At 42.5% G+C, this 14,526-nt stretch carries 11 protein-coding genes; 4 read left to right on the plus strand and 7 right to left on the minus strand.

The genetic code is table 11. The features are described 5' to 3' along the window. Positions 1-100 precede the first annotated feature (100 nt). A complete protein-coding gene (gene purD / locus OC457_RS13025; RefSeq protein ID WP_080175036.1) occupies positions 101-1,387 on the plus strand; it encodes a phosphoribosylamine--glycine ligase in 1,287 nt (428 codons plus the stop codon). Positions 1,388-1,473: 86 nt separating this feature from the next. On the opposite strand, the gene OC457_RS13030 is transcribed toward purD, so the two are convergent. Together OC457_RS13030 and hupA are read right to left on the minus strand one after the other, a co-directional pair. After that, positions 1,474-2,148: a DUF1481 domain-containing protein gene (locus tag OC457_RS13030; protein WP_080175037.1), complete on the minus strand. Its 675-nt coding sequence runs from the start codon at positions 2,146-2,148 to the stop codon at positions 1,474-1,476. Positions 2,149-2,190: 42 nt separating this feature from the next. Then, complete coding sequence (gene hupA / locus OC457_RS13035) at positions 2,191-2,463, minus strand: nucleoid-associated protein HU-alpha (RefSeq protein ID WP_045032623.1); 273 nt, start codon at positions 2,461-2,463, stop codon at positions 2,191-2,193. A gap of 228 nt (positions 2,464-2,691) precedes the next feature. Here hupA and OC457_RS13040 point away from each other — a divergent pair, with 228 nt between their 5' ends. After that, a complete protein-coding gene (locus OC457_RS13040; RefSeq protein WP_080175038.1) occupies positions 2,692-3,750 on the plus strand; it encodes a CNNM domain-containing protein in 1,059 nt (352 codons plus the stop codon). 96 nt (positions 3,751-3,846) lie between these two features. Here OC457_RS13040 and brnQ read toward each other — a convergent pair whose 3' ends face one another. Together brnQ and OC457_RS13050 are read right to left on the minus strand one after the other, a co-directional pair. Continuing rightward, positions 3,847-5,151, minus strand: coding sequence for a branched-chain amino acid transport system II carrier protein (gene brnQ, locus OC457_RS13045; protein ID WP_080175039.1), 1,305 nt, complete (start codon positions 5,149-5,151; stop codon positions 3,847-3,849). A 582-nt stretch (positions 5,152-5,733) separates the two neighbouring features. Then, positions 5,734-6,324, minus strand: coding sequence for a YjaG family protein (locus OC457_RS13050; protein ID WP_080175040.1), 591 nt, complete (start codon positions 6,322-6,324; stop codon positions 5,734-5,736). Between the two features lie 67 nt (positions 6,325-6,391). On the opposite strand from OC457_RS13050, the gene OC457_RS13055 reads away from it, so the two are divergent. Then, positions 6,392-7,303, plus strand: coding sequence for a D-2-hydroxyacid dehydrogenase (locus tag OC457_RS13055; protein ID WP_080175041.1), 912 nt, complete (start codon positions 6,392-6,394; stop codon positions 7,301-7,303). 200 nt (positions 7,304-7,503) lie between these two features. On the opposite strand, the gene hemE is transcribed toward OC457_RS13055, so the two are convergent. Continuing rightward, on the minus strand, positions 7,504-8,571 hold the full coding sequence (gene hemE / locus OC457_RS13060) for a uroporphyrinogen decarboxylase (protein WP_080175042.1): 1,068 nt from the start codon (positions 8,569-8,571) through the stop codon (positions 7,504-7,506). Between the two features lie 84 nt (positions 8,572-8,655). Further along, positions 8,656-9,432, minus strand: a complete 777-nt coding sequence (gene nudC, locus OC457_RS13065; protein ID WP_080175043.1) for an NAD(+) diphosphatase — start codon at positions 9,430-9,432, stop codon at positions 8,656-8,658. Positions 9,433-9,580: 148 nt separating this feature from the next. On the opposite strand from nudC, the gene OC457_RS13070 reads away from it, so the two are divergent. Then, positions 9,581-10,060 (plus strand): Rsd/AlgQ family anti-sigma factor, encoded by a 480-nt coding sequence (locus tag OC457_RS13070; protein ID WP_080175044.1) that lies wholly within the window; start codon positions 9,581-9,583, stop codon positions 10,058-10,060. 164 nt (positions 10,061-10,224) lie between these two features. On the opposite strand, the gene rpoC is transcribed toward OC457_RS13070, so the two are convergent. Further along, positions 10,225-14,442, minus strand: a complete 4,218-nt coding sequence (gene rpoC, locus OC457_RS13075) for a DNA-directed RNA polymerase subunit beta' (protein WP_080175045.1) — start codon at positions 14,440-14,442, stop codon at positions 10,225-10,227. Between the last annotated feature and the right edge of the window lie 84 nt (positions 14,443-14,526).

Raw genomic sequence — 14,526 nt, forward strand, 5'->3', positions numbered from 1 at the left:
TCTAGAGCCTGCATTGATTTACAGTTGTGAAATGGGTAGCACTTTAATGGCTACAACAGTTTAAAATATTAATTTTAGCGCAGCGCTCAAAGGGAAAATGATGAAAGTACTAATTATTGGTAATGGCGGCCGTGAACACGCTCTGGGCTGGAAAGTAGCACAAAACCCAACCGTAGAAAAAATCTTCATTGCTCCCGGTAATGCTGGCACCGCACTTGAACCAAAATTAGAAAATATCGATATTAACGTTGAGAATATTACGGAGTTAGTTGAATTTGCACAGAACAATCACATCGAACTGACCATTGTTGGTCCTGAAGTTCCGCTAGTGATTGGTGTTGTTGATGCTTTTCGTGCTGCTGGATTAGCTATTTTTGGTCCCACTCAAGCCGCTGCGCAACTTGAAGGCTCTAAAGCTTTTACCAAAGATTTTTTAGCGCGCCACAATATTCCAACCGCTGAGTACCAAAATTTTACTGAAATCGAACCCGCTCTTGCTTACTTAAAGCAAAAAGGCGCACCAATTGTGGTTAAAGCGGATGGCTTAGCCGCAGGTAAAGGCGTGATTGTTGCAATGACAGCACAAGAAGCCGAAGATGCCGTCCGCGATATGCTTGCTGGCAGTGCCTTTGGTGAAGCTGGGCATCGAGTGGTTATTGAAGAATTTTTAGAGGGTGAGGAAGCGAGTTTTATCGTTATGGTCGATGGTAAGCATGTATTACCAATGGCCACCAGCCAAGATCATAAACGTGTAGGTAACGGCGATACGGGTCCCAATACTGGCGGCATGGGGGCTTACTCTCCAGCGCCTGTTGTTACACAAGACATTCATGATCGCGTCATGAAAGAAGTGATCTATCCAACCGTCAAAGGTATGGCAGCAGAAGGTGTACCGTATACAGGTTTCCTTTATGCCGGCTTAATGGTAATGGCTGATGGCACGCCCAAAGTGATTGAATATAACTGTCGCTTTGGTGATCCAGAAACTCAACCTATTATGCTACGTATGCAATCCGATTTAGTGGATCTGTGTTTAGCCGCGATTGCTGGCAAACTTGATACGCTTGAATCGAAATGGGATCCACGTGCAGCGATTGGGATCGTACTGGCGGCGGGTGGTTATCCTGCTGATTACCATAAAGGCGATATTATTAATGGCTTACCTCAGCAAGAGCAATCCGGTGAGAAAATCTTCCATGCCGGTACTATTCATAATACCCATGGCGATGTAGTAACAAATGGTGGCCGAGTGTTATGTGCAACCGCAATGGGCGATAGTGTTCTTGCAGCACAACAACGTGCTTATGCGTTAGCCAAGCAAATATCATGGAATGGAATGTTCCACCGTGATGACATTGGCTATCGAGCAGTTGCTCGCGAACAATAAACATCACTTTTCTCTGCTAAAAAACGCGCTCACGGCGCGTTTTTTGTTTATCACTATCAACTATCAACTATCAACTATCAATAGTATTACTTTTCCAATAAATTCGGTGCCACCAGACATTGCTGATGTGGATACTGCAATAACACATTATCAACCACCAATCGTCGCCCTTTTAGCTGACCATTAACCGCCATATATCCTTGGCCTGATAATTTTTCAGCATTAAATTGAGCAATTACCTCAACTGTTTGTTGCTGCTGGCAGGGAATAAATCGCTGCTGTTGCCAGTGCCCCTGCACCCACGAATGCTGATGATGACTCAGTTGTTCCACTTTTGCAGCCAATCCTACTGCTTGACGATGCAATTTAGCAATTTCAACATTGGTTAACGGCACAATAGTTTGCCCTTGTTGATAACGCTGAAATACCGCTAAGCCATCACTATCAAACCGTAACTGCAATTGAAATGGGGTTAGAGAGCCATCAATACGTTGTTGGCCTTGTTGATAGAGCTCAAACAGCTGTCCTGAGCGCCAACGATAGCTAGCCTGACATTCCCCTTGGTTATGAGTGAATACGCGCTCATTGAGCGTTATAGGATGATTAGGACGGAAGGTATACCAATAAAAATGAGGACCATCCGTTGCCATTTGAGCAACCGTGACAGTTTTAGGCGCAATTACTGCATTTTCAGCTATGTCGCTTGCCGCACAGCCTGTAAGTAAAAATGCAACCACCAGAGAAAGCGTTATACGATTCATAAAAAAGCGCCAGAAGCGAATGCATTCTGGCGTTATTTTAAATTACTTCAATGCGTCTTTAAGTGCTTTGCCCGAAACGAACGCAGGAACGTTAGCAGCAGCAATTTGAATTTCCGCACCTGTTTGTGGGTTACGACCAGTACGTGCTGCACGATGATTCACTTTAAATGTACCAAAGCCAATTAGTTGAACCTGGTCACCGTCTTTAAGCGCATCAGTAACGCCTTCAAGAGTAGCTTCCAATGCTAATTTTGCTTGTGCTTTAGACAAATCTGCTTTTTCTGCGATCAGGTCAATCAGTTGGGTCTTGTTCATTAGGTTTCCCTTCTAAGGTTTTGGGCTTAATACCGCCCAACTCTAATTCAAAAGAAGCCTATGTGGCAAAGGTTTGTCGGCTTTTCTCTGTCTAAATGGAGACTCTTTAACCATAAACTGAGCTAAGGTTCACAAAATGTTACTAATAACATTCAAAAAAGAGTTGTTTTTATTTCCACCAGCCCCGATTAATATAGCCGAAATTCGCTGATTAATTGACAGGTTGATATGGTACTGCTTACGATTTACATCTCTGTAGCAATAGGGGTGTCGTTTATTTGTTCCGTTTTAGAAGCGGTTTTATTGAGTATTTCGCCGGGATATATCGGCACTTTACGTCAACAAAACCACCCCGCAGCAGCAAAACTCGCGGCGCTCAAAGATAATATAGATCGACCCTTAGCTTCAATTCTAACCCTAAATACCGTTGCCCATACCGTCGGCGCAGCAACTGCTGGTGCACAAGCTACTGTTGTTTTTGGTAGTGAATGGTTAGGTGTTTTCTCTGGTGCATTAACCGTTGGTATTTTATTACTGTCAGAAATCATTCCAAAAACAATTGGTGCAACCTATTGGCGTCAATTAGCCCCAACGTCTGCTATTTTATTACGCTGGATGGTGATCTTATTAATGCCATTAGTGTGGATTTCAGAACAAATAACTCGCCGTCTTGCTCATGGGCACGTTCAACCGAAACTACGTGATGAATTGTCAGCGATGGCAATGTTAGCCCATGAATCAGGAGAGTTGGGTGCTGGTGAATCAAAAATTCTCACTAACCTACTGCAATTTAAAGATGTGAGTGTTACCAAAATTATGACACCGCGTCCGGTATTATTCCGCGTAAATGCAGAGCAAACTATCAACGAATTTTTAGCAAAATATAAAAGCAGTCCCTTCTCTCGCCCATTAGTGTTTAGTGAGCAAAGCGATAATATCGTTGGCTTTGTGCACCGCTTAGAACTGTTTGCAGAAAGCCAAGCAGGCAAAGGTGGTCAAGAAATCGGCACGCTAATGCGTCCACTGCCGGTGATCATGAACAACGTTAGCGTACCGAAAGCATTTGAACGCTTAATGCAAGAACGTTCACAGTTAATTCTGATTGTTGATGAGTACGGTACCGTACAAGGCTTAGTGACACTGGAAGATATTTTTGAAAGTTTGGTTGGCGAAGAAATTGTTGATGAAGCAGATAAAAATACTGACATGCAGCAATTAGCTTATCAACGTTGGGATAAGTGGAAGAAAAAACATAAGATGATTGAAAATAATGATGATGATATTTAATCAACATCATCAATGCTAGTCATAAGAAAGGGACCATTACGGTCCCTTTTTTTATGAGTATTATTTATGATAATCGCAACGGATAATCATGATTGATCAATGGCTTTCCACACAATAATTATAGCCACTCATACGACTAACAACCCACCCCAACATTAACACCAAGACAGTCGGTAAAACCCAACCCGCATAATAATGATATAACGGTAAATGTGCATTTAAAGCGTTATCAATAGCTGTTGGCATGACACCCAGAATATGAGCCGCATCAACACAGCCAAATAATGTCGCCGTAGCCACAACCGTTAATACTGCAGCTTGAGATAATTGATGACGTAACGGCGCAATCAATAACAACGCAATCGCAATGGGATGCAATGCGACAACAACAGGCAATGTCACCTCTAATAACTGCGCTAAGCCAACATTCGCAATCAAACCCGATAGCACCATAATTACCCATACACTTTTAGGGTAAGTCACACGACTAAAACTACGGCTGTAAAATTCACTCCCCGCAGTGGTTACGCCTATTGCGGTTGTTAAGCAGGCCAACACTAACACTGAACCTAAAATAATCGTTCCAAAAGCACCAAAATGAGCATTAGTAAAGGCAGTAAGAATTTCACCACCGTTTGCAAAACCAGTACCTAAATTAGCACTAGTGACACCAATATATGCCAATGATAAATACACTAACGCCATTGCAGTGGCATACATTAGAGCAGCGATAAACGTATATTTAGCAATTGCTTTCGGGCATTTAACCCCCATACTTTCTATTGCTCTGAAAATGACCCATCCAAAGCCAATCGAGCCCAATGCATCCATAGTCATGTAACCTTGAGTCATACCTTCAGCCATTGCACCCGTAGCATAAGGACCTGATGCAATTTCAACCTGACCGGATGGATATAACAGTGCGACAACAGCCATAATCGTTAAGATCGTTAATAACGCCGGTGTCAGCCATTTTCCTAGCGTATCAACCAACTTCGCAGGATATAGTGAAAATAAAATCGCCACTAAACAGAACACCGCAGAAAAAGGGATTAACCCACTATCACCAATAAACGGCGCTAAACTAAATTGGTAAGCAACGGTAATTGTACGAGGAATAATAAAAGCAGGGCCAATAACAATAAATAACATCACCCAAAAACCTGTCGCTAATGGTTTAGGTAATGCGGCAGTTAAATTATCCGATCCACGTACCCAAGCCACAATCACTAGCGCTATTGCAGGTAAGCCAACTCCTGTTAATAAAAAGCCCACCATACCATTAAGAAAATTATCTCCAGCTTGGTAACCTAAATAGGGCGGAAAAATTAAATTACCTGCACCTAAGTACATGGCAAATGTCATGAAGCCTAAGGCGGCGATATTACGGGCACTTAACATAGTATTCCTTGGTTATTACTTTGCAGCTTGGAGAAAACGAGACGGGATGTAGAGTGGTTTATCCTGCTAGCTTGCTCACAAGCTGACAGAAAAATAAGTATGGCCTGTCAGCCTTGAATAAGATTCAAAGAGAGCAGGAGGAGCGAAATCATCATTGATTTGTGATTAGCAACAACAGTAGGACCGAAGCAAGATACAACAACGTTTACAGTAGAATATTTCATATTTGCCTCCATCTAACGAACAGACCACGAATGGCGTAACGGCAGTGCTACGCAATAGTCCTGTTATAAACGCCAATGGGTTACAATTACAAGAGCCAAAACAAAATAAGTGGAATGGCGTAAACTTTACTCTCCAAGCAGTCATATTCACTGCTTTTAAAGTTTCAAATCAGCATAAACAACTGATACGAATTAAACATTTTATTAACATTAAATAACGGCTATTTAGTTCATTCATAACGCACTGTTTTATTCATTACAGTTCAAAGAATAATCAGCTCAAATTATGCAATAAATAACATCAGATAAAAAAAAAGAAGCCATCGGCTTCTTTTTTTATTGAATTAATAACTAACAACTAGTTACATTCAATACCGATATTACTGATTGGCTCATCACGTAATTCAGCACGTAAATCTTTTATCAAGTCAATATCACGACGCTCTGCTTCTTTTAGCGCGCGGAAAATTTCCCACTGAGTATCCCACTCAGCGCATACTGCTTCATTTTGTTTTTGATTATCGTTAGTAATTTCAATACCGGTTTGTGCAAACTCTAAATCTGCCACGGTTTCGGCAGATAAAGCACTTAACTTAACGACCGTTTCCAACATCAAATCACGATCCAACATTGCATGTAGAAGATCAGCTAAGGCAACACAAGCATCAATCGCAGGACGCACAGCATATAGATCGTAATCATTTTCACTTGGTACCATGTCTTCTAACTTTTCAAGCTGACTTTCAAAGTTAATTTTGGCATTTTTAACCGTGAGGATCTCCCACACGCTATCTAAGATCACTCGGTAACGTTGACCATCTGTAAACTGTGTTTCAGCACAGAAAAAAGCGTAGTTCGGATACATACGCTCACATAACGACACCATAAAAGTAAGATGTTGCCAAGGTTCTAATTTTTCTAAACGTAACTGGATTGGATTCTTAAGCATGGGATAATCTACAGTAGTGATTTAGGTTGAAGTTTACTTGATAAACGAAGGCTACAAAAGGAAAAGCATGATCAAAGTTAAGATCGTCTCTCGCCAACAGCAACGTTATGTACAATTACTGACTAACGCACAGCTACCACAGCTGGAAATAACGGAAGATCCGCAACAAGCAACAGTGTTACTTGCTGATCCTCCTTTAATTGCGCCTCATTTAGCAAAATATCCACATTTACAATGGCTACAATCCACTTATGCAGGTATTGATACGCTCATTAGCCCTGAGATCAGACAAAATTATCAACTCACTAATATTCGCGGTATCTTTGGCCCTCTGATCGCCGAATATATTGTAGGTCATATTATCAACCACCAACGTCATTTTCCTCGCTATAAGGCACAACAACAGCTATCACATTGGCAATCACATCCTTACCAATCCATGGTGGGTAAAACCATGGTCATTATCGGTACCGGCACCATCGGGCAGCACTTAGCAAAGGTTGGAGCCGTATTTGGCTGCCATATCATTGGTGTTAATCGCAGTGGTATCACCGTCAGTACTGATTTTCAGCAAACTTATGCCATCACAGCCTTAAATACCGCCCTGACTCAAGCTGATTATGTGATTTCCACCTTGCCTGCGACCACTGACACTAATGATCTTTTTGATCAAGATAACTTTAGCCATTGCAAAAATATGCTATTTTTCAATGTTGGTCGTGGTAACGCTGTTAATGAACAAGGGCTACTAATGGCATTGGAGCAACAACATATCGCTCATGCTTTTATTGATGTATTTAAAATAGAACCTCCCACGCCAGATCATCCCTTCTGGCACCATCCAAAGATCACCATTACGCCACACATCGCAGCAGAAAGCTTCCCAGAACAAGTATTTACGATATTTAAAGCTAACTACTTACGTTTTCAACAACAGCAAAAACTTAACTATCTTATTGATTTTAAAAGAGGTTATTAATAGATTAGACCACTAACTATTAACCTTGTCATTAAGATACATCTTGATAACAATAACGATCCTAGTAAGATCATGCTTGCTTCGTCTGTCTTTTTAGCATCCAGAAAATAATGATAAAAAAAACCACACCGCAATGGTGTGGTTCTTTATCAACCTTGAGTTTGCAATACACTGTTTAAAGTGTATTTCTAAAACATGGGTTATTTATGGTATGGCTTTGATAATTCATGTACAGCATCAACAAATACACCAGCATTTTCAGGCGGCACGTCAAGATGAATACCATGGCCTAAATTAAATACATGACCAGTACCCGTATCACCAAAACCTTCTAAGATAGTCGCGACTTCTTGGCGAATACGTTCAGGCTGAGCATAAAGAACCGATGGATCCATATTACCCTGAAGAGCAACTTTATCGCCCACACGACGTTTTGCATCGCGAATATCAATTGTCCAATCTAAACCAATCGCATCACAACCCGTTGCTGCAATTTGCTCAAGCCACATGCCACCATTTTTAGTAAACAGCGTCACAGGCACACGACGACCATCATTCTCACGAATTAAGCCATCAACAATTTTATGCATGTAACGTAATGAGAACTCATTGTAATCACGAGGGGTTAACACACCGCCCCATGTGTCAAATACCATTATCGCCTGCGCACCCGCTTTGATTTGAGCATTTAAATACTCAATTACGCTATCGGCTAATTTATCAAGCAATAGATGAAGAGTTTGAGGCTCGGCATACATCATTTTCTTGATCTTAGTGAAAGCCTTAGAGCTACCACCTTCAACCATATACGTTGCCAGCGTCCATGGACTACCAGAGAAACCAATTAATGGTACTTCACCTTGTAGATCGTGACGAATTTGACGTACCGCATTCATCACATATTGTAATTCACCTTCAGGATCTGGCACACCAATGCGTTCTACATCGGCTTTACAGGTAATCGGATGACTAAATTTAGGACCTTCACCAGCTTCAAAATAAAGCCCTAATCCCATCGCATCAGGAATGGTCAAAATATCAGAAAATAAAATGGCAGCATCCAATGGAAAACGTTTCAAAGGCTGAAGCGTAACTTCACTGGCTAATTCAGCATTTTTACATAGCGACATGAAGTCACCAGCAACACCACGTGTTGCACGATACTCAGGTAGGTAACGGCCAGCCTGACGCATCATCCATACAGGTGTGCAATCTACGGGCTGCTTTAGCAATGCACGTAGATAGCGGTCATTTTTTAATTCGCTCATTTGAGACTCCATGGGTTAATTCTGGGTCATATTGTAACACTCATTAATCTTAACAACCGAGTGCAATTATTTACTGACCGTTGATCAATGCTGATCATTTCCATCATTAATCAACAAAGTAGTATCGATAAGTCGTCGTGCAATAGTTCCTAACGGTGCAATCTCTGGTAATTTATCAGCGGTGGCCCACATTGCATCGGTTAATTCTTCATAATCAGGTTTAATCTCACCAGCCGCATAATCTGCAATAAATCCTAGCATTAAATTAGATGGAAATGCCCATGGCTGACTATCAAAATACCGAATATTTTTTACCGCAATTCCAGTTTCTTCTAATACTTCACGAGCCACACATTGCTCTGCCGTTTCACCCGGTTCAATAAAGCCGGCAATCACGGTATACATACCGGTTTTATGACGCGGATGTTGAGCTAATAATAAGTGGTTACCTTTTCGCACAGCAACAATGATACAAGGCGATACTCGCGGATAATGAAGACTCTCACAGCCAGAGCAATGCATCGCTAGCACTTTAGTATCTAATTGCAGCGGATGACCACAATGACAACAAAAGCGTTGAGTTTGGATCATATAAGCTAATTGAATAGATCTACCAGCCAACGCAAACAACGCGTTATCACCCCCTAATAATGCTCTTAGATTAAAAAAATCAGCCTCATTAAAGCCATTTTCATCAACTAACCAATACACAGGAATAGAATTAAAATAGCCAATAATTCGTTTAGTTGTTGTATTACAAATAAGTTGCTCACTTAAACATAAAGGCAACTCCCCGTTTTGTAACAACAACTTGTCATTTCTAGTCACACACCAATAGGCCAATTTCTCATTTTTTAACATTTTTATTACTTTCATCCTTGCAGCGACGTAAATTTACTGGCAATCTAAACTTGAAACGGAATATTTATCCGAAACCATATCTCTTATATCAAGAGCCGGATCGCACAAGCATCCAATTAAGATGCTGATAGATCATGAGGATGTGCTCATGCTAAGTAAATTTGAACAAGTTAAAAAAGAATGGGGCGGCCATAACGATGTTATTGATCAATGGCTAATGATGCGCCAACAACTGCTGATCGATTACTGTAAGCTAATCGGTATCACTCCCAATGATGATAATCGTCATTTACCTACCGCGTCCAAGCTATGTTTATTTAGTGAAGATCTTGTTGATTATATTTCAGCCGGTCACTTCAAGATTTACGATAACGTAATGGCACGCTGGCATCAAACAGGCTTTTCACCCACAGAAGAAATGTCTGCCCTCTATGTGAAAATCACCCTAACCACCGAGCCTTTATTAAATTTTAATGATCGCTATGGTGCTATTAATGATAACGACCCATTAGATACCCTTGATAATGATTTATCACAGATTGGTGAATTAATGGAATCACGCTTTGCGCTAGAAGATAAGTTGATTGAATTAATCAGTGATAGCCTTGCTTGTCCTCCTGGTGCTTAACCACCAGCATCAATAGCAATATCACTCATTAATTATTGTGGCAGTAACCTTGCTGCCACCTATTTCTGCACACCTCGAACCTTATAATTATTCTCAAATCCCAAATAGCAGCCAATAAAAAAGGCACCCCGAAGGATGCCTTTTAGAATCAGTCACGATAAGAATTAATTCTCGTCGTTAAGACCTGCATTCAATAGTGCCGCTAAGTCTTGAGAGGCTTGCTCTGCATCAACTTGTGGTGCTACTGGCTCCAGCTCAACATTACGTTGGTTCTGGCGACGTAGGTGGTAAGAGAAACCAGTACCCGCAGGGATCAAACGACCCACGATTACGTTTTCTTTCAGACCACGAAGCTCATCACGCTTACCAGAAACAGCTGCTTCTGTTAGAACGCGCGTTGTTTCCTGGAACGATGCTGCTGAGATGAATGACTCAGTCGCAAGCGATGCTTTAGTAATACCTAGTAAGTCACGAGTGAAGCTTACTAATGTCTTACCTTCAGCTTCAAGCTGACGGTTAGCAATCGTTACGCGAGAGAATTCAACTTGCTCGCCTTCTAGGAAGTCAGAGTCACCAGCAACAGTGATAGTTACCTTACGTAGCATTTGACGAATGATAGTCTCAATGTGCTTATCATTAATCTTAACGCCTTGTAGACGGTAAACTTCCTGTACTTCGTTAACGATGTATTCTGCTACTGCGTGAACACCACGTAGACGTAGAATATCGTGCGGAGTTTCAGGACCATCAGCAATTACGTCACCCTTCTCAACTTTTTCACCTTCGAAAACGTTAAGTTGGCGATGCTTCAGAATCATCTCTTCGTACGGCTGACCATCTGTTGGAGTGATGATCAAACGACGCTTACCTTTGGTCTCTTTACCGAATGAAATTGCACCGGTAATTTCAGCCAAGATAGCTGGCTCTTTTGGTTTACGTGCTTCAAACAAGTCAGCAACGCGTGGTAGACCACCCGTGATATCCTTGTTACCGCCAGATTTTTGCGGAATACGTGCAAGCGTATCACCGATACCAACCATAGCGCCGTCGTCAAGCTGAACAATCGCCTTACCAGGTAGGAAGTATTGAGCTGGCATTTCAGTACCAGGGATCATTACATCGTTACCATCCATATCAACAAGTTTGATAGCTGGACGCATATCTTTACCTGCTGCTGGGCGTGCTGCTGGATCAGTTACTTCGCTTGAAGATAGACCTGTTAGATCATCTGTTTGACGAGAAACTGTAACGCCATCGATCATATCAACGAACTGGATACGACCAGCCACTTCAGTGATGATTGGCATGGTGTGAGCTTCCCAGTTTGCTACTGTTTCACCAGCAACAACCTCGGCGCCATCACCTTTAGTTAGCAACGTACCGTAAGACAGTTTGTAGTTCTCTTTCGTACGACCAAGCTTATCAATGATGCTTAGCTCAGATGCACGAGAAGTAATTACAAGCTTACCAGCATTGTTAGTTACGAACTTCGCATTGTGCAGTTTCATAGAACCAGTAGTTTTCACTACGATCTTATTATCTGCAGCTGCTGCTGATGCTGCACCACCGATGTGGAACGTACGCATTGTTAGCTGTGTACCAGGTTCACCGATAGACTGCGCTGCAACAACACCTACTGCTTCACCTGAGTTGATCAGGTGACCACGAGCAAGGTCACGACCGTAACAGAACTTACAACAACCGAAGTCATTTTCACACGTTACAACAGAACGTACTTTAACTTGGTCAACAGAGTTCGCTTCTAGGATCTCACACCACTTCTCATCAAGAAGTGTATTACGTGGTGCTAGAACTTCTTCTGTACCAGGAATAAAGACATCTTCAGCAACAACACGACCAAGAACACGATCACCAAGTTGTTCCTTAACATCACCACCCTCGATAAGAGGCATCATGGTGATACCAGCGTGAGTACCACAGTCATCTGCTGTGATTACCACGTCTTGCGCAACGTCTACTAGACGACGCGTTAGGTAACCTGAGTTCGCTGTCTTAAGTGCGGTATCCGCAAGACCCTTACGAGCACCGTGTGTAGAGATAAAGTACTGGAGTACGTTTAGACCTTCACGGAAGTTCGCAGTGATCGGCGTTTCGATGATTGAGCCATCCGGCTTAGCCATCAGACCACGCATACCCGCCAACTGACGAATCTGTGCAGCAGAACCACGCGCACCAGAATCGGCCATCATGTATACACTGTTGAACGATTTTTGCTGTTCTTCTTCGCCGTCACGATTCATGACAGTTTCAAAAGACAGGTTATCCATCATCGCTTTAGCAACTTGTTCGTTGGCTGTAGCCCAGATATCGATAACTTTGTTGTAACGTTCACCAGCAGTCACAAGACCTGACTGGAACTGCTCTTGAATTTCAGCAACTTCTGCTTCAGCTTCAGCGATCTTAGTGTACTTAGCCGCAGGTACAACCATATCGTCGATACCAACAGATACACCAGAAAGTGCCGCGTAAGCAAAACCTGTGTACATAATTTGGTCAGCAAAGATAACAGTATCTTTCATGCCCAACTTACGGTAACAAGTGTTAAGAAGCTTAGAAATCTGCTTCTTACCAAGTGCTTCAGTGTTTACAAGGCTAAATGGCAGACCTTTAGGAACGATAGGCCATAGCATTGCACGACCAACAGTAGTATCAACTAAGCCAGTCTTCTCGGCAAAGTTACCCTGCTCGTCTTTCACAAATTCTGTGATACGTACTTTAACGCGAGCGTGAAGCTCTGCCGTCTTAGTAAGGTATGCTTTCTCAGCTTCCGCTGGTCCAGCAAGGAACATGCCTTCACCCTTCGCGTTGATTTTCTCACGCGTCATGTAGTAAAGACCCAATACAACGTCCTGAGAAGGTACGATGATCGGATCACCTGATGCAGGTGAAAGGATGTTGTTAGTTGACATCATTAGAGCACGAGCTTCAAGCTGCGCTTCAAGAGTCAATGGCAAGTGAACCGCCATCTGGTCACCATCGAAGTCGGCGTTGTATGCCGCACACACTAGTGGGTGAAGCTGAATCGCTTTACCTTCGATAAGGATTGGTTCAAACGCCTGAATACCAAGACGGTGCAATGTAGGTGCACGGTTTAGCATTACTGGATGTTCACGAATAACTTCGTCTAGGATATCCCAAACAATCGCTTCTTCGCGCTCAACCATCTTCTTAGCAGCTTTGATAGTAGTCGCAAGACCACGAGCTTCTAGCTTGCCGTAGATGAATGGCTTAAATAGCTCAAGTGCCATCTTCTTAGGAAGACCACACTGATGCAAACGTAAGTATGGACCTACGGTGATAACAGAACGACCAGAGTAGTCAACACGCTTACCTAGCAAGTTCTGACGGAAACGACCCTGCTTACCTTTGATCATGTCAGCCAAAGATTTCAGAGGACGCTTGTTAGAGCCTGTAATAGCGCGGCCACGACGACCGTTATCTAGCAATGCATCAACAGATTCCTGCAACATACGCTTTTCGTTACGTACGATGATATCAGGAGCAGCCAGGTCAAGTAGACGCTTCAGACGGTTATTACGGTTAATTACACGACGGTAAAGATCGTTAAGATCTGAAGTCGCGAAACGGCCGCCGTCTAGTGGTACCAACGGACGAAGATCCGGCGGTAATACTGGCAGTACAGACAGGATCATCCACTCAGGGTTGTTTCCAGACTGTAGGAATGCTTCTACAAGCTTAAGACGCTTGGTTAATTTCTTACGCTTAGTTTCAGAGTTAGTTTCTTCTAGCTCTTCACGCATATTTTCGATTTCAGCATTTAGGTCCATATTGCCTAAAAGTGCTTTAACCGCTTCTGCGCCCATCTTCGCGTCGAACTCGTCGCCCCACTCTTCAAGTGCATCCAAGTACTGCTCTTCAGAAAGCAGTTGGCTACGCTCAAGGTTGGTCATACCAGGTTCGATAACTACGTATGATTCAAAATAAAGTACACGTTCGATATCACGTAGAGGCATGTCCATTAACAGACCAATACGAGATGGCAGTGACTTTAAGAACCAGATGTGGGCAACAGGTGAAGCAAGCTCAATGTGACCCATACGCTCACGGCGTACTTTAGTCTGAGTAACTTCAACACCACATTTTTCACAGATCACACCACGGTGCTTCAAGCGCTTGTATTTACCACAAAGACACTCGTAGTCTTTTACCGGGCCAAAGATACGTGCACAGAAAAGACCGTCACGCTCAGGCTTGAAGGTACGATAGTTGATTGTTTCTGGCTTTTTAACTTCACCAAAAGACCATGAACGGATCATGTCAGGTGAAGCTAGACCGATTTTGATAGCATCAAATTCTTCGGTCTTATGTTGTGCTTTCAGAAACTTAAGTAAGTCTTTCACATTCGGCTCCTGTGAGGAGTTGACCCATAAAGGCGCCAGGACTACTGGCGCCTTCATATTTATACCGGAGTAACTAATAAGTAT

The organism is Photobacterium toruni, from assembly GCF_024529955.1.
Classification (GTDB): domain Bacteria; phylum Pseudomonadota; class Gammaproteobacteria; order Enterobacterales; family Vibrionaceae; genus Photobacterium; species Photobacterium toruni.

Excerpts from the sequence above, each read along its gene's own strand:
- OC457_RS13070 (WP_080175044.1), top strand. The coding sequence starts at position 9,581 with ATGCTAAGTAAATTTGAACAAGTTAAAAAAGAATGGGGCGGCCATAAC.
- OC457_RS13055 (WP_080175041.1), top strand. The coding sequence starts at position 6,392 with ATGATCAAAGTTAAGATCGTCTCTCGCCAACAGCAACGTTATGTACAA.
- purD (WP_080175036.1), top strand. The coding sequence starts at position 101 with ATGAAAGTACTAATTATTGGTAATGGCGGCCGTGAACACGCTCTGGGC.
- OC457_RS13030 (WP_080175037.1), bottom strand. The coding sequence starts at position 2,148 with ATGAATCGTATAACGCTTTCTCTGGTGGTTGCATTTTTACTTACAGGC.
- hemE (WP_080175042.1), bottom strand. The coding sequence starts at position 8,571 with ATGAGCGAATTAAAAAATGACCGCTATCTACGTGCATTGCTAAAGCAG.
- hupA (WP_045032623.1), bottom strand. The coding sequence starts at position 2,463 with ATGAACAAGACCCAACTGATTGACCTGATCGCAGAAAAAGCAGATTTG.
- OC457_RS13050 (WP_080175040.1), bottom strand. The coding sequence starts at position 6,324 with ATGCTTAAGAATCCAATCCAGTTACGTTTAGAAAAATTAGAACCTTGG.
- OC457_RS13040 (WP_080175038.1), top strand. The coding sequence starts at position 2,692 with ATGGTACTGCTTACGATTTACATCTCTGTAGCAATAGGGGTGTCGTTT.
- brnQ (WP_080175039.1), bottom strand. The coding sequence starts at position 5,151 with ATGTTAAGTGCCCGTAATATCGCCGCCTTAGGCTTCATGACATTTGCC.
- nudC (WP_080175043.1), bottom strand. The coding sequence starts at position 9,432 with ATGTTAAAAAATGAGAAATTGGCCTATTGGTGTGTGACTAGAAATGAC.